This window comes from Candidatus Acidiferrales bacterium (assembly GCA_036514995.1).
Taxonomy (GTDB): Bacteria; Acidobacteriota; Terriglobia; order Acidiferrales; family DATBWB01; genus DATBWB01.
On the sequence record DATBWB010000032.1, the window covers coordinates 1 to 15203 of the forward strand.

Below are 15203 nucleotides of genomic sequence, written 5' to 3' on the forward strand. Positions count from 1 at the left end.
ATCGTAAATCGTCAAGCGGCAAAACGCTGACGGTGCTGGAAGCGGGAGCCCCAACTTGGGCGCGGTCTCGAAGTTCCGTGAGAAGCAGACAATGCCCGCCAGAAGGCGGCCGCTACGCAGGCTGTTCAAAGAACTTTGCGATGACGGAATAATCGGCGTCGGAGTGGCCCAGGGCGCGGGTGGCGTTGAAGACCTCGCGGGTCGCCGCCGCAATCGGCATGGGCACATGCAGTTGGTTGCCGAGTTCGAGAGCCAGTCCGAGGTCTTTGTGCATTAGCCGCAGGGGAAAGCTCGGCGAGAAGTCGCCTTTGAAAATCAGCGGCGCCTTGATGTCAATGATCCCGGCTCGCGCCATGCTCGACTGGATAAGCTCGAACATCCGCTCGCGGTCGATCCCGGCGCGAGCCACCAGAGAAATCGCCTCACAGAACACCCCCAGGGTAGCGGCCATGATGAGGTTCAGACCGAGCTTGGTGGCTTGACCCGAGCCGTGGTCGCCCATGAGGAATATTTGTTTCCCCATGGCTTGGAAAACCGGCCGCATTTTCTCGAGCACCGCGGCCTTCCCGCCCACCATGAAAACCAGTTCGCCTTTCTCCGCGCCCCAGGTGCCGCCGGTAATCGGCGCGTCCAGTGTTTCCACGCCGCGCTTTTCGAGCGTGGCGGTCAGCTTGCGCTCTAAAGCGGGCGATACCGTGCTGCAATCCACCCAGGTGGAACCGGCGCGCAAACCTTCGGCGGCGCCCTTTTCGCCAAGCATCACCTCTTCAAGCGCCGGCGGATCGCTTACCACGGTAACCAGCACATCGGCCTCGGCGGCTGCCTCGCCTGGACTCGAGGCCACTCGCGCTCCCTGTTTTTCGAGCGACTCGGCCTTCGAGCGCGTGCGATTGAATACCGTAAGAGGAAAGCCGGCATGGAGAACATGGCGCGCCATCGGCAAACCAATCAGGCCAAGGCCGATAAATCCAACGTGGGGTTTCATCAAGTCACCTCACTCGGTCGTCCCTGATCCGGCAGTGAAAGTCCCCCGAGGCGGACAGGGCTTCAATCCCGCCGAGGCGGGATGAAGGAGACCAGCGCGACGATAAGGCTTCCGGGAATGCTCACCACGAATCCCTCCGTCGCGCGGGAGTGTCGAGCGGACTACTCGGAGGGCGGTTTGGGCGTTTCGGGAGCTTCGCCGGGCGCTTCGGGCTGCGTTGTCTCGGCTTGCCGTGAATCCGCCTCAGGCGGACCGTGAACGGCGGATTCGCTCGCGACCGCTTCGGCCGGTTCGACAGGGGTGGCTTCAACCGCTTCTCCCTCAGGCGGGGGTGTCGCCTCTTCCGCCGGGATCGTGACCGCCGGCTCGACCGCCAGTTGCGCCGGCTCTGATGGAATCGGGGCGGGCGCCAATTCACCCGGCGGGGCAGGCGGCTCAGCAGCAGCCTCGGACACCGCCTCCGCCGCAACCGCGGGCTCGGCTTCTTTCTCTTCCAACGCTTCTTTGACTTCCGCTGGCTCAAGCTTGACCACTCTCGGAGCAGGCGCGGCCGCTTCTGCTGCGGCAAGCGCTTGCAGCCGCTCGGCCAGCGCCCCCACGAGCAATTCCACCAGAAGCTGCGCCGCGCTGCCATCGGGGTCGAGTTCGGGATTGTAAACGGTGACTTCCAGAGCGGCGAGAGTCTTCCGCCGCGCAAACACGCCAAGGGCGGCCCGCACGTCGACTAGCCGCAACCCGCCCGTCGCGGCGTAGTTGGTGGCGCGAAAGTCGTCGGCGGAAATTACGTCAACGTCGAGGTGCAGCAGGAACTCGCGGCTCGTGGCATGGACGCGCTCGAGCGCGGCCTGGGTCGCCACTGCCGCACCTTGGCGCAAAACGTCCGCGGCGGGATAGTGGCGGATGGGCGAGCGGCTCAGGAACTCCTCCTCCGGCGGGTCGAGCCGGTCCGTGCCGAACAGCACCACATCCGGTTCGCGGACCAGCGGCAGCTCGCTCCAGAAGCGCACCAGCTCGGCTGCGCCGCGACCCACGATGTGCGACACCACCATACCGTCCAGGCAACCGGAGGGAGTTGTCGCCGGGATGTTCAGGTCGGCATCGCGGTCCATCCACACCAGGCTGAGCGAGCGGAAGTAGCGTCGGAGCCCAGCCAGCGTGGCGAGCGCGATCGAGCAGTCGCCCCCCAGCACCAGCGGCAGCGCGCCCGACTTCACGGCCTGCTCGACGCGCGGCCGCAGTTCATTCAGCGCCGCCAGCACGCCGGAAACGTTGCGCGCGCGGGGATGCTCGTCGTCGGGCTGGAAGACCTGCGTCGCGCAGTCGCCCAGGTCGGTGACCTCGTAGCCTGCCTGCTCCAGTTGCGCGATCAACCCGGCGGCGCGCAGCGCAGCGGGCGCGCGCTCATGTCCGGCCTGTAGCGCGGCGGCGCTGGTGGGCGCCCCAATCACTGCAATCTTGTTCGGGTAGCGAGCAATCTTGAATGCCAAGCTCGAACCTCGGGAAGAATTTGGAACCGTGGGGTTACCGGCGGCGCCGTATCTTAAGGATTGCCTAAAACTTCAGCCCGAATGGGTGGCCAGCTCGGCCGGCAGCATAAATCGAACATCCTCGGCGATCAACTCCAGGTCGCGCAAGCGCTCAAAGCCAGTTTCCTTGAGCCGCCTGGTAACCCGTTCGACCAGAACCTCCGGGGCAGAAGCACCGGCCGTAACCCCGATGCTGTCCACGCCATCCATCCATTCCCGGCGAATCGACTCCTCGTCCTCGATCAGGCAGGCTCGGGCTCCGGCGCGCCGAGCCACCTCGACAAGCCGATTGGAATTCGAGCTGTTGGCCGAGCCCACCACCAGCACCAGTTGCGTCTGCCTGGCCAGCCGCTCGACTGCCTCCTGGCGATTCTGGGTCGCATAGCAAATGTCGTCGGCGGGCGGACCAACGATCTTGGGAAAACGCTGTCGGAGCCGCGTCACGATTTCCTGGGTATCGTATAGGCTCAATGTTGTCTGCGTCAAATAGGCGAGCCGCTCCGGATCTTCCACCTGAAGCCCATCCACATCCTCGACGCTCCCCACCACCACGGTGCGCTCCGGGGCTTCGCCCGAAGTCCCCACGATCTCTTGATGATGCCGATGGCCGATCAGGACGATGGTTCGACCCTCGCGGGCAAAACGCAAAGCCTCCAGGTGCACCTTCGTCACGAGCGGACAAGTGGCGTCAATGACCCGCAGCCCGCGCTTTTGAGCTGCCCCTCGCACCGCCGGAGAAACCCCATGAGCGCTGAAGACGACCGTCTGGCCAGGCGGGACTTCCTCGAGCGATTCAACAAAGACGGCCCCTTTCCGCCGCAGCTCTTCGACGACGTAGCGGTTATGAACAATTTCGTGAAAGACGTAAACGGGCCGGCCAAAGACCTCAAGCGAGAGCTCAACAATTTCCACCGCCCGCACCACCCCGGCGCAAAAGCCGCGTGGCCGCACCAGCAAAACTGTTTTCGACATAGACGAAGCTCGCACCGCCGGAAAGTTTCCGCTCCGACGATCCAAAGAATCATCTTACCGCAAAAACGGCCTTGGAACCGAAACAATTTACAGCTTTTAGTAGGGTGCTGAAAAACGTCCCGGGGCTGTCATTCCGAGGGTCGGCGCTCTTGGCCGACGCGAGGAATCTGCTTTCTTTTTGAGCGCGGGAGAACCTCAAGCAGATTCCTCGCTTCGCCCTGCACCGGACGGTGCAGGGCTTCGCTCGGAACGACACATAGGCCACTTTTTCACCATCCTGCTAGAGAAGGCGACCCAGGCGGGGTTTGCCAGGACTGGCTTGCCAAAACTTCTGCCAGCCCTGGCTTGCAAATCGAACCGGGCAGCCGTATTCTCCCTGCTTTCCTATAGCGGAGGAAGGTATGAAGCTTCAAGGAAAAGTTGCGCTCATTACCGGCGGAGGTCGCGGTATCGGCCGCGCCATTGCTTTGCGGTTTGCCCGGGAAGGGGCGGCGGTGATGGTGACCAGCCGCACCGCGCCTGAGCTCGAAAAGGTAGTTCATGAAATCCTTCGTGCCGGCGGAAAGGCGGCCGGCATGGCGGCTGATGTCGCGAGCGAGAGCGACGTCCAAAAAGTGGTGACGGCAACGCGAGCGCAACTTGGCCCCATCGATGTGCTGGTGAACAATGCCGGCATCTACGGGCCTCTGGACAACGTTGAAAACATCTTGCTCGAAGATTTTGACCGGGTTATCGCCGTCAATCTGCGCGGCGCTTTCCTTTTCATCCGCCTGGTCATCCCGGAAATGAAAAAGAGAAAAGGGGGAGCGATCATCAACATCTCGAGCGTCTCGGGCAAGCATGCCTTTGCTTTCAACGCTGCCTACGGAGCTTCCAAGGCGGGTCTGCTTGCGCTGACGCGCACCGTGGCGGCTGAGGCAGGAATAGACGGCGTGCGCGTGAACGCGCTCTGCCCGGGGGTGATTGAAAAAACGAAGATGTATGAGGAGGTGGGCGAGAAACTCACCGCCAGACTCGCTGTCAGTCCCGAGCAACTCGACAAGAGCACCCGGGAAAGTATTCTCCTCCGGCGACCGCAACTCCCCGAGGAGGTGGCCGGCGCCGCGCTCTTCCTGGCGAGCCAGGATTCGAGCGCGATCACCGGCCAGGCGATCAACGTAGATGGGGGATTTGTGTTTTATTGAGCGGATTCGGAGGCCTCGGCAGCCACCGGGCGCCCCGTGAGCGGCGCGACCAGCGCCCTCTTGCGCCGGCGACGACGTGCCGCCGCAACCGGCACAAACCGGAACCGGTGGCGCAGGCTGCGCACGGCCTCGCTCAGCAGCACCGCTGGCGCCGCCATTACCGTCAAGCCGCCGAACACCAGCGCCACAAGCATCAAGATGGTGAGGTATTCTTCAATTTGATAGATCATAGGGGGTTGGCCTGAAACTCATTCCTCCTCGGGACGAAATACGATCTCCCATGGGTTCGCTACAGGGGGGAGCAATCGGCTCCCCAAAGCAAGAAGCCTCCGGTCGTCGGTCGCCCTAGACTTCAGCCAAAGGCTCTTTTGGCCTCTCTGTATTAGATTCCTGGCGAACCCAAAAAGCTTCCTGCCCATGGTTCGATTTTCCGCTGCCCCCCGCTCTAAACTCAATCCTACCAATGTACTAGGAGTTGTACTAGTTCTGTAGCTCACTTCCAATTTCGGAATCGGTCCGTGCAGGGGTGACATTTTTTGTCGTTTTCGACCCTCGGCCTCACGAATTGCCCGCATGAGCCAAGTTTTGCCTTTTCCAAAAACTGCCAAAGATTGTCTGGGACTTTCGTTTAGGGGTATCGGGCTTTAGCCCCACAATTCCCTATGCAGGCATCCGGCGGCTGCTGACCGAAAGCCACTCGCTCCAGAGATTCAGCCCACTCGCCGTGAGCGATCCACGCGCCGAAACTCTGATTTGTGGATGGAAAGACGCAACAGCTCCCGGACAAGCCCGCTGCGAACAAGCAGGGCAAAACTTTCCGTAAAGAAATTGCGGGCGTAGTGTTCGTACCGTCGCCGCGGCCACTCGTCCATGCTCTCCGCCCGGTAGAGCGCCGGTAATTTGTCTTCGAGAAATTGCCAGCGCGGTTTCCGGGGCGTCAACCAGGAGATATAGCTCGCCGTTCTCCGAAACAAACTCTCCTTTGCCTGCACCAATCGCCGATGAACCGCCCAACTCACCGGATGAACGAAAGCAAACACGAGGCAAGCGGGAGTTTCGACGGAGAGATAGGCGCGATGGTGTGGCGACAGAAGGAAACCGGAAAAAAAGCCCAAGCCGATTCGACCGGCGGCTCGCTTGAAGAAATATCCCCAAAGCCCGCCGCTCGTGTTCGGATAGACCTCGTAGCCGCGGAGATATGGCCGGGCAAGCTCAACGAGCCACCCGGCGCGAATGGGGGGACGGGAAACCAAAGCCATCAGGATAATCCGCCATCGAACGTCCGCAGCCTGAAGCCAATCAAGAATGCATCCGGGCCGCGCTGGTGGGCTGGCCCCGACCTGCCGGGACTGGCAGCGGATGGCCGACTGGAACTCTCAGAAGGGGTACCGACCGGCCTCGATCGCCGCTTTGGCAATCTGCTCGTGGAGGGCGATGGTATTGACCGGCTCGCGCTTGGAGAAGCGCTTCAAGACGGCAAGCTGGGTGCGCAGCATGTCGCCCTCCGTGACAGCCGAGAGCACCGTCCGCGCATTCTTCTCGACCCGATCAGCCGCGTCATAGACAAAGGACTGGCAGGCAGCCAGGGCGACCGGGGCCGACGACGCTTTTCGAGCCAGCATCTTCTGCGCTCGCAACGTCGCCGATTCCATGGCATAGACCTCCATCACGATCTCCGCCAGCCCGGCCAGGACCTCCTGCTGGTCGCTGATCTTGTCCATATACTTTTGCACCGCGGTACCCGATGCTTGCAGAAAAATCTTCTTTGCGTTCTGGACGGCTTTGACTTCGGCAGCCAGCGGTTCGGCGGACGGTTCCTCGAAGCCCGGCCCAGCGAGCACTTCATCGGCAATCTTCTGGGCCGCCGAAATCAGCGGCAAGGCTCCGCTCATCGCTCGCTTGAGCAGCATGCCGGTGATCAGCATCCGGTTGATCTCGTTCGTGCCTTCGAAGATGCGATTCACGCGCGAGTCGCGGTAGGCGCGCTCGACCGGATAGTCCTGGTGGTAGCCGTAGCCGCCAAAGATCTGCACCGCCTCGTCCACGACAAAGTCCAGGACTTCGCTGCCGTAAACCTTGTTGACGGAACACTCGACGGCATACTCCTCCAGGGCCTTCATCACCCGCTGGGGGGCATCGGCGGAAGACCAATCCACTGCGCCGAGGGCGCCGTCAATCATTCCGGCAGTGCGGTAGATCATGGCGTCGAGAACAAAGGTTTGAGCCACCATCTCCGAGATCTTTTGCCGGATAAGGCCGAACTCAGCGATCGCTTTCCCAAACGCGGTGCGCTCCTTGGCGTACTTGATGGACTCGGCCACCACTTGTTTCGAACCGCCGAGGCAGTAGGCCCCCAGGTTGAACCGCCCCACATTTAGAATATTGAACGCCACAATGTGGCCGCGGCCGACTTCGCCGAGTAGATTTTCCGCCGGCACTTTCGCATTCTCCAGGAAAATGGGGACGGTCGAACTGCCCTTGAGGCCCATCTTTTTTTCTTCGGGGCCGATCTGCACGCCGGGCATGCTGCGCTCGACGATAAAGCAAGAAAATTTTTCGCCACCCACCTTGGCAAAGATGATGAAGACATCGGCAAAGCCGCCATTGGTGATCCATATCTTCTGGCCATTCAGGACGTAATATTTTCCGTCCGGGGTCAGGTCGGCGCGGGTGCGCGCCGCCAGGGCGTCCGAACCGGCATGGGGTTCGGTCAGGCAGTAGCAGGACAACCACTCGCCCGTCGCCAGCTTGGGCAGATACTTTTTCTTCTGCGCTTCGGTGCCGAAATAAACGATGGGGAGCGTGCCTATTCCGGAATGGCCGCCGTGCGAGGCCAAGAAGGAACCGTAACCAGTCACCTTTTCCGCCAGCACGGTGGTAGAAATTTTGTCGAGCCCCGCACCGTCATACGATTCCGGCACGCCGCCGCCGAGCAGACCCACCTCGCCCGCCTTCTTCATGAGGCTCGCCATGGCGCCCTCTTTGTGCACTTCCAGGTCAGCAACGAGGGGCAAAACTTCCTGTCGGACGAATTCCTCTGCCGTCTGGCCGATCAGCTTGTGCTGGTCAGTAAGCTCTTCCGGGGTGAAGACATCCTCGGGCCGGAGGGCTTCAATCAAGAAAGCCCCGCCTTTCGGTTGCGCTTTGGCGGTGGTCGTGATGGTAGCCATGATTTGCTCCTCACCTGATGGGGAAGGATTTTAATTTCTCGATATAGTCAGGCGGCAACTGATGTTCGGTGGCGCCCTCGATCAGTTTTTGCAGATAGAGGCGGTCGGGCTTGAGACCCCGCTTGGGCTTGGCGGCGATATAGACGGAGGCGGCAATTTTCTGGCCGTCGCCTTCGAGCAAGGTGACGCTCGCTTCGATGCGGCGGTAGTGCATCGGCACGCCTTCGAAGCGGTCGAGAATCTTGAGTGCCGATTCCGGCAGGCGGTAAAGGACACCGAAGACGGTGTTGCCGGGCGAGGTTTGAATGCTGGCGCTGCCCGATCCACCGCGAACTTCTTTGGTGAAAATCAATTCGTGATTGTCAAGTCGGGCGGCTCGTTCTTCCTGAATCTTGTCGGCGCCGAGCCGTTGCGCAATTTGCGCGCGCAACATGCTCGAGCCATACGCGAAATACCAAATGTTTCGCTCGGCCATGAAACCTCGTTCGGTCAAGGAATGAACAGACTTACTTGCGGATGTACCCGCTTCATGTTATCGGGTTCGGGCCTAGAGAGCAATGGGGTAATCGCTCGCCGGCGCTTCGCCACCTCACGCTCCGCCGAGGAAATCCCAAACAAAACGCCCTCCGCCTCAGGCGGCGGGCATGGGTTCCCCATCCCAGGTAAAAGGAACTCAGTTGAGCTGGCCCACTACGTCATCCAACACGGTGGTCAGTTGGGTCAGCAAGACGTCGGGAGCATTCTTTTGGGTCAGCGCCCCTGAGGTCACGCCGGCCAGGAGATTGTCCGGGGAGGGGTTGGCGCCGAGGACGGGGAGTTGGTTCGAAGCCGCAGCAGTAATCTCATCCCAAACGTTGATGTTATAAACGCAGCCCGGGTCGCCAGCCTGGACGTCACCGGTGTAACTGACGGCGCGAGCGCGGCAGCCGCCGCAGTAATGGCGATAATCACAGACGCCACAGTGATCACCCCGGTCCTCGCGGTCCGCCAACACCTCAAACAACGAGTTGTTCCAGATGTCGGCAAACCGCTGCCGGCGGAGGTCGCCCACCTCCTGGGAAGGCATATAGACGCAGGGATTGACCTTGCCGTTGGGTTGGAAGGAGCAGTAACAGCGGCCTGCGCCACAGCCGCCGATATATTTCGACAGCGTCTTGGCCTGCTTGCCCTTGCCTGAGCCCGCGTGCCCGGTGGCCATCAGGCCGTCTAACGGTCCGTGGGCGATGCAAGCGCGGCCGAACTGTGGCGCCGTGGACATGATGGAAATTTCGCCTTCCTGCAAATGCTTGTTCAGCGTGCGCAGAAGATTTTCGCGCTGGGCCGGGGTCAAATCGAATGGGGCCATCTCCTTGCCGCGGCCCACCGGGATGAAATTGAAGTGCACAAACGTGTTGCAGCCGAGGTCTTTGGCCAAGTTGATCATGTCATCGGCGATATGGGCGTTGGCGCGGGTGAAACAGGCGGCCATACCCGCCCGCAGGCCGGGAGTGGCCACAACGTTCTTGATGCCTTGAACTGACCGGTGCCAGGCACCCTTGAGCCCGCGAAAGGCGTCATGTTCCTCCGCATGAATGGAGTCGAGCGACACTTCGACGTATTTCACGCCCAATTCGGCCAGCCGTTGGCACACTTCCTTGGTCAACATGGTGCCATTGGTGGCGACCGTCGCATGTATTTTCCGCTTCTGGCAATGCTCGAGCACCTTCCAGATATCTTTGCAGACGAGCGGCTCCCCGCCGGCGAAGGCAATGAAGGGAACGTAGTTGTCCGCCAACTGATCCAGCACATGGCGCTTCTCCTCCCAGGTCAACTCGTCGGCCAGTGGCTTGTGGCTGGCGTCCTGGTAGCAATGCTTACAGGTCAGGTTGCAGGCCTGGGTGATGTTCCAGACGACGAGGAGTGGCGCCACGAAACGCTGCGGCGTCGTCAAGCCAAAGGCGGCGATGGATTTCGCCGTGTTCACCAGCGATCGCACGGTGGGAAGATGGTGAAAGACTTTTTCTTTCAGGACTTCCTTATCCACCCCCGCTTTGGAGCGAAAGATCTCGATCACATGATGCGGGAGGGAATACTTGAGGCGTTCGCCAAGGCTGGCATAGGGCCGGTCGTAGGTGGAGAAGACCTTCTCCAGGTAGCAGGTGCCATCCGCGCGACGCTCCGTCAGCAGCCTGAGGAACTTACGCATATAAGGGCTAGAAAGATAGTCCTCAAACTTGTGCCGCTCGAAATCAAGAGGTTGAGTGAGTCTGGCGACTTGAGGACGCTTTGCGGTCAGAATCTTTCTGATCTCCGCCATTTTGACTCCTTCCCCACGCATGCGGGTGGAGCTTTCTCCCGACGCCGGGGCTTAGTGAACAATTGCCTGCCTGGCCTATTGCATTGGATACAGCGATCCTGCAAAAGGATACCTTTCCCCGTCAGTGCTTTTCCGAACATCCGCACGTCATCGGCGTACAGGCGCAGCCTGGGCTGCTGCCTGCCGAGCGGTCGAGGGAGTTTTTCGGAGAACCAAAGACAGAAAACTGGAGGGTTTGATTCGGGCTGGCACAGACGGGACAGGTGATCTGGCCCCGCCCACCGTCAAGCACAATCTTTTCGTAGTGGCTCTTGCAGTCCTTGCAAACGTACTCGTAGACGGGCATGGCCCAAGCAACCCCGCCGCCGGGGCGGGGCCGACCCTAACCCTTGGCGGGCGCTGCGCTCAACTGCGCGGTGCCTGAGCTCGGCTCGGATTGCGTCTGGCCGCACCCAGCCCCGCCTCCCGACAATTCAAACCGCGTGAGCTGCTCCTCAAACGGGATGGAATACTTCTTCTCAATCATTTCCCGGTACGCCGGACCGGAGTTGTAAGCGCAGAAGGGATAAATCAACCCGTTTGGCGCAGCGTAGTGGATGACGCAGCGCTTTACGCGCTCGATGTCGTAGTTGTAACTGTCCATGAAGTGCATGCCGGCAACCATGAGCGTCTTGTAAGTGAAGTCCCCGTCCTTCTCGCCGCGGCCATAGTCCTTGTCCGTCATGCCCTGCAAGGTCTGCAGGAACTTGGTGAACGTCAGCCCGCGCGGGGCGCGATCCTCATGGTAGTATTTCTTGAGCACGTTCCACGTCCTGATTTTGCTGAAGAACTTGAACCGGGCCTTGTCGGCAGAACGAGCCAGCATGTCAATCTCCTGCAACATCGCGCCCAGGTCCACGAACCGGGTCACCGGGACAGCCTGCTTGGTCTCCTGGTCCACAAAGAAGTAAGTGCCCATGGAGCAGTGCGGATGGCAGGTGAGAGTGATGGTCTCCTCGCCGCGCAGCGTGCTGAGGAGCTTGCTGAAGGGGGTCACGCAGGCGAGGGGGAAAAAGTCTTCCTGGGCGTTCGCCAGTCCGGTTTGTTCTTCCACCGCCTTGGCCACGTCCGCCAGCGTGAAGCGCTTGGCCTCGCGCTCCTTCCTGGTGATGCGTCCGGTAAAGGTCACCGGCTGGAAGCTGATGCCGCTGACCACGTCAATGTTTTCGAGCGCCAGCCTGATGATGTCGCCGATCTGATGGTCGTTCAGCCCCTTCACGATCGTCGGCACAAAGACGATTTTCATGCCCGCCTTGCGCACGTTCTCGATGGTCAGGAGCTTTTTCTCCCAAAGCGATTCCCCGCGGATGCGCTTGTAGATGTCGTCGCAAACGCCATCGAATTGCAGATAAAGGCTGTGCAGACCCGCTTCCTTCGCCGCGATGGCGAACGCGAGGTCGTTGAACATGATCCCGTTGGTGGCCGCTTGGATGTGGGTGAAGCCCATTTCCTTGGCCAGGCGCAGGACGTCGTGAAAGTGCGGGTAGATGGTCGGCTCGCCGCCGGAGAACTGGACGATGCGGCCGGCTACCGGCCGCTCGTTGCGCAGCGCCTGGAGCATCTTCCGCACTTGCTCAAACGAGGGCTCGTAGAGATAGCCAGCGGCGTTGGCGTTAGCAAAGCAAACCGGACAGGTCATGTTGCAACGGTTCGTCAGATCCACGTTGGCCAGGCCGGTGTGGGAGGTGTGCATCGAGCACAGACCGCACTGCTCCGGGCAACGGGTGGCGTTCGGAATCGCCGGGTTCGTCAGCCCCCGGTTGTCCCCGAACGTCCACTGCTCCATCTTGAGATAGAGCTTGACGTCGGAATAGACCAGGTCCTTGAAATATCCGTGATGAGGACAGGTCTTTTCCATGAAGACCTTGCCCTCTTCCTCAAACTCCCGCGCCTCAATCACCCGAAGACATTCTGGACACAACGATTGCGTAATCTTGGGCAGGCCTCTGTGGATGACATCAATGCGGGAGCCGGTATAGGTGGTCTCTGGTTGGAGTGCCTGGAAGCTCCTTTTCGGTGCAGGAGCGTACGCCTGGGTGCTCACTTCTGCCTCCTCGAAGACGAGTCAATCCGCGACGGGCAAGCTTCCCATGGCTACGAAATATGGATGGAATCTATGAAGCCGAACTTGCTTGCCCATTCTCGCCCCCGGTGCCCTTTGGGCGAGACATAAGTTACTTCTCATCTAGCATATTCCGCATAACCCCGAAAGCCGTACAGGCTTTTGCGCCGATCGGCGCAATTTATGAACTGAACGGCAGTTTTATCCATCGAACGGAATCTATGGCTTTGGGCCGAACGGCGCAATTCTAAGTCTGAACTGCACTCCCAGGCCATTAAACGGAATCTTCGGCAGCGACGTGAAGCTAAGCCTTTGTAGGAAATGAGGATGATGTCCGGCTCTCTTCGAAAGGTGTTCGCTGCGGTGTAGCCGCAAAGTCAAACTCTGCCCCTAGTGGAAAACGGAAATGTCCTTAGAGGCTTCCTGCCAGGTCCTCTGCCTCCGGCGTAGCTAACGCGCAAAACATACAAGGAGCGGAGGCTTGGCCGGAACCATTTACTGCGCTTTCCTGCCATCGAACCAAGACTTTTTGCCGTCCACTGAGTTTGGCTTATCGCGCCTGGCCGGACGGCCTAAGATACTGGGGAATTAAGGAGTTGGGTGTAGGGTGATGTTCTTGTTCGACGGCCAGTTTGGTAACATGGCCGCGAGGTGGGCTTTCCTTTCTCGTAGGCTGCCGCTCAGGCAGTGGAGCAGATTTGAGTTCGGGAGACGTACACGACTATAGCTGGAATTCAATGTCATTGGGCGTCGAGAGGTTTTTCGCTTCCTTGAGCGAGGCGACATTCGCTGTCACGAAAGAGAGGAAACATCATCATGCCGAAAATCGCAGGCAAGCGGGCATTAAAATACGTCGACCGGGTTGTAAGTTTTGGCGCTGGTGTGGCCTTCGATGCGATCCAGTTCTTTAACAGGTACAGACCCAATCCCTCGTTCACTCCCAAGTGGTCGGACAAGCCGCTGCTGAAATCCTGGCAAAAAACCAAACCTCCTCTGGGATGGCCCCGGACCACCGATTCGCTCTGTCCCGGATGTGTCAAGGAAGCGCGCGAGCGGATCTTGAGCAACGAGCAGGATTGGAGAACCCTCATCCAAGAGCACGTCGGCGAGATCAAGGCCAACATCATCGAACGTAACGGCCAGGTCTGGATGGTCAAGCACTGCCCGAAGCACGGCACGTATGAAGACATTATGGCCATCGACTCGCGGTTCCTCGAGTGGATTGAGAAGAACTTCCCCGGCCGGGATATTCCGGCTCACAACGACAAAGACCTCCACAACCACGGCAGCAGTTCCATCCGGCATGGCCGCGGTTCGGTGCTCACCGTGGACCTCACCAACCGCTGCAACATGATGTGCGATCCCTGCTTTATGGATGCCAATCAAGTGGGATTTGTCCATGAGCTGGGCTGGGATGAAATCAAAGAGATTCTGGACAACTCCCTCAAGATCAAACCTCGTCGTCAGATGTCGGTCCAGTTTTCCGGCGGCGAACCGACGATGTCCCCTTACTTCATTGACGCCATCCGCTATGCTCGCCAATTGGGGTACAACAGCGTACAGTCGGCCACCAACGGCATCGAGTTCGCCAAGAGCAAAGAGTTTTGCCGGCGGGCCTACGAAGCGGGTTTGCGGTATGCCTACCTGCAATTCGACGGCATCGGCAATGATGCCAACAGCCACCGCCAGGTGGGCAATCTCTTCGATGTGAAGTTGCGGGCCATCAACAACATGTATGAGGCTGGGATCGAGATTATCCTGGTCATCACCCTCATCAACGGGGTGAACAACGACCAGGTGGGGCCCATCATCAACTTCGCCCGGGAGAACCCCAAGAAGATCGCTTTCATCGCCTTTCAGCCGGTCTCGTTTACCGGACGGGATGAAGACATCACTCCTGAGCGGCGACTGCGGCAGCGCTATACCCTCTCCCATTTGGCCCAGGACGTGAAAAAGCAGACGGGCCTTACCGAGCCGACCCGCGATTGGTTCCCGATCTCGCTCATGGGGGCGTTCGCCGATTTTGCCGACATCGTCCACGGGCCGGAGGCGGACTGGGGGCAAGTGAGCTGCGGCTGCCACCCGAACTGCGGGGTGGGTACCGCCCTGATGATCAATAAAGAGACCAAAGAAATGGCTCCGGTGCCGCAATTCCTGGATATTCCCGGCCTGGTGGCCGATATGCGGAAGATCACCGACGCTGCCCGGAACAAGTATTTTTCCGCCTTCATGATGGGCTTGGCTCTCCTGAAGCACTACAAGCCGTTCAAGGCCCCGCCCAGCCTGACGCTGCTCGACTTGCTCAAGAAGTTTGACAAGTCCTTCGCTGTGGTCGGCGACGCGAAGAAGAAGTATGGCAATTCCTCCCCCGACCGGACCTTTGCCGATACCGTCAAACGTCGCCAGGATCCGTGGAATTTTCTGTTCGTCGCCGGGATGTGGTTCCAGGATCTCTTTAACTATGACTTCCGCCGCACCGAGATGTGCATCATCCCTTACGCTACCCAGGAAGGCGAGATCTCCTTCTGCGCTTACAATACCGGCGTGGGCTGGCGCAAGATCATCGAGAATATGCACAAGAACGCCACCGTGGCCGAGTGGTACAGGACCCACGGCAAGCACGAGATCTACGCCAAGGGCAAGAAGGTCAATTTGGACAGTTACGAGCACTCCCTCCAGATCAATGCCGAAGACGCGGCCCGGGTGCGCACGAAGGGCGAGGGGCCGCAAACGGCAGCCGAGGAGGAGAGACTTCGCCGCAAGGCTGCCTGGGAAGCGGCCCAGGTGCGGCAATACTATGAGGAAATGGTGCTGCACAAGAAGGGCGAGCCCTTGGTCCAGATCGGGAAAAGCTAAGACCTGAACTGGAAGAGTCAAGATCGTCGCAACTGGAGGGTGGGCCGGCAGTGATGCCGGCCCGCTTTTTTGCTAGTGCCGTTCCAACTAATTGAGCAGAATAGCGCGCTGGA

11 protein-coding genes are annotated in these 15203 nt (G+C 59.9%); 2 read left to right on the forward strand and 9 right to left on the reverse strand.

The window, feature by feature from the left end; genetic code table 11:
• Nucleotides 1–112: 112 nt before the first annotated feature.
• The 3 genes from VIH17_02560 to ispH all read right to left on the reverse strand — a co-directional run bounded on the left by VIH17_02560 (nucleotide 113) and on the right by ispH (nucleotide 3483).
• The gene (locus tag VIH17_02560; protein ID HEY4682113.1) at nucleotides 113–985 is read right to left on the reverse strand and encodes an NAD(P)-dependent oxidoreductase; all 873 of its coding nucleotides are present in this window, start codon (nucleotides 983–985) and stop codon (nucleotides 113–115) included.
• Nucleotides 986–1146: 161 nt separating this feature from the next.
• Nucleotides 1147–2472, reverse strand: a complete 1326-nt coding sequence (locus VIH17_02565) for an arginase family protein (GenBank protein ID HEY4682114.1) — start codon at nucleotides 2470–2472, stop codon at nucleotides 1147–1149.
• A 72-nt stretch (nucleotides 2473–2544) separates the two neighbouring features.
• On the reverse strand, nucleotides 2545–3483 hold the full coding sequence (gene ispH, locus VIH17_02570) for a 4-hydroxy-3-methylbut-2-enyl diphosphate reductase (protein ID HEY4682115.1): 939 nt from the start codon (nucleotides 3481–3483) through the stop codon (nucleotides 2545–2547).
• Nucleotides 3484–3884: 401 nt separating this feature from the next.
• Here ispH and VIH17_02575 point away from each other — a divergent pair, with 401 nt between their 5' ends.
• Nucleotides 3885–4667, forward strand: coding sequence for an SDR family NAD(P)-dependent oxidoreductase (locus VIH17_02575; protein HEY4682116.1), 783 nt, complete (start codon nucleotides 3885–3887; stop codon nucleotides 4665–4667).
• On the opposite strand, the gene VIH17_02580 is transcribed toward VIH17_02575, so the two are convergent.
• From VIH17_02580 to VIH17_02605, 6 genes are all read right to left on the reverse strand, one after another.
• The gene (locus tag VIH17_02580; protein HEY4682117.1) at nucleotides 4661–4897 is read right to left on the reverse strand and encodes a hypothetical protein; all 237 of its coding nucleotides are present in this window, start codon (nucleotides 4895–4897) and stop codon (nucleotides 4661–4663) included. The genes VIH17_02575 and VIH17_02580 overlap by 7 nt on opposite strands.
• A gap of 480 nt (nucleotides 4898–5377) precedes the next feature.
• Complete coding sequence (locus VIH17_02585) at nucleotides 5378–5926, reverse strand: hypothetical protein (GenBank protein ID HEY4682118.1); 549 nt, start codon at nucleotides 5924–5926, stop codon at nucleotides 5378–5380.
• Nucleotides 5927–6043: 117 nt separating this feature from the next.
• On the reverse strand, nucleotides 6044–7837 hold the full coding sequence (locus tag VIH17_02590; protein HEY4682119.1) for an acyl-CoA dehydrogenase family protein: 1794 nt from the start codon (nucleotides 7835–7837) through the stop codon (nucleotides 6044–6046).
• Between the two features lie 10 nt (nucleotides 7838–7847).
• A complete protein-coding gene (locus VIH17_02595) occupies nucleotides 7848–8312 on the reverse strand; it encodes a gamma-glutamylcyclotransferase family protein (GenBank protein HEY4682120.1) in 465 nt (154 codons plus the stop codon).
• Between the two features lie 198 nt (nucleotides 8313–8510).
• A complete protein-coding gene (locus tag VIH17_02600; protein ID HEY4682121.1) occupies nucleotides 8511–10133 on the reverse strand; it encodes a radical SAM protein in 1623 nt (540 codons plus the stop codon).
• A gap of 382 nt (nucleotides 10134–10515) precedes the next feature.
• A complete protein-coding gene (locus VIH17_02605; GenBank protein ID HEY4682122.1) occupies nucleotides 10516–12216 on the reverse strand; it encodes a radical SAM protein in 1701 nt (566 codons plus the stop codon).
• A gap of 834 nt (nucleotides 12217–13050) precedes the next feature.
• Between VIH17_02605 and VIH17_02610 the strand changes: the two genes are divergently transcribed.
• Nucleotides 13051–15090: a radical SAM protein gene (locus tag VIH17_02610; protein HEY4682123.1), complete on the forward strand. Its 2040-nt coding sequence runs from the start codon at nucleotides 13051–13053 to the stop codon at nucleotides 15088–15090.
• Nucleotides 15091–15203 lie beyond the last annotated feature (113 nt).

Bases quoted from the DNA above. Each gene is read 5' to 3' on its own strand.
- VIH17_02560 (HEY4682113.1), bottom strand. From the start codon at position 985: ATGAAACCCCACGTTGGATTTATCGGCCTTGGCCTGATTGGTTTGCCG.
- ispH (HEY4682115.1), bottom strand. From the start codon at position 3,483: ATGTCGAAAACAGTTTTGCTGGTGCGGCCACGCGGCTTTTGCGCCGGG.
- VIH17_02575 (HEY4682116.1), top strand. From the start codon at position 3,885: ATGAAGCTTCAAGGAAAAGTTGCGCTCATTACCGGCGGAGGTCGCGGT.
- VIH17_02580 (HEY4682117.1), bottom strand. From the start codon at position 4,897: ATGATCTATCAAATTGAAGAATACCTCACCATCTTGATGCTTGTGGCG.
- VIH17_02585 (HEY4682118.1), bottom strand. From the start codon at position 5,926: ATGGCTTTGGTTTCCCGTCCCCCCATTCGCGCCGGGTGGCTCGTTGAG.
- VIH17_02590 (HEY4682119.1), bottom strand. From the start codon at position 7,837: ATGGCTACCATCACGACCACCGCCAAAGCGCAACCGAAAGGCGGGGCT.
- VIH17_02595 (HEY4682120.1), bottom strand. From the start codon at position 8,312: ATGGCCGAGCGAAACATTTGGTATTTCGCGTATGGCTCGAGCATGTTG.
- VIH17_02600 (HEY4682121.1), bottom strand. From the start codon at position 10,133: ATGGCGGAGATCAGAAAGATTCTGACCGCAAAGCGTCCTCAAGTCGCC.
- VIH17_02610 (HEY4682123.1), top strand. From the start codon at position 13,051: ATGCCGAAAATCGCAGGCAAGCGGGCATTAAAATACGTCGACCGGGTT.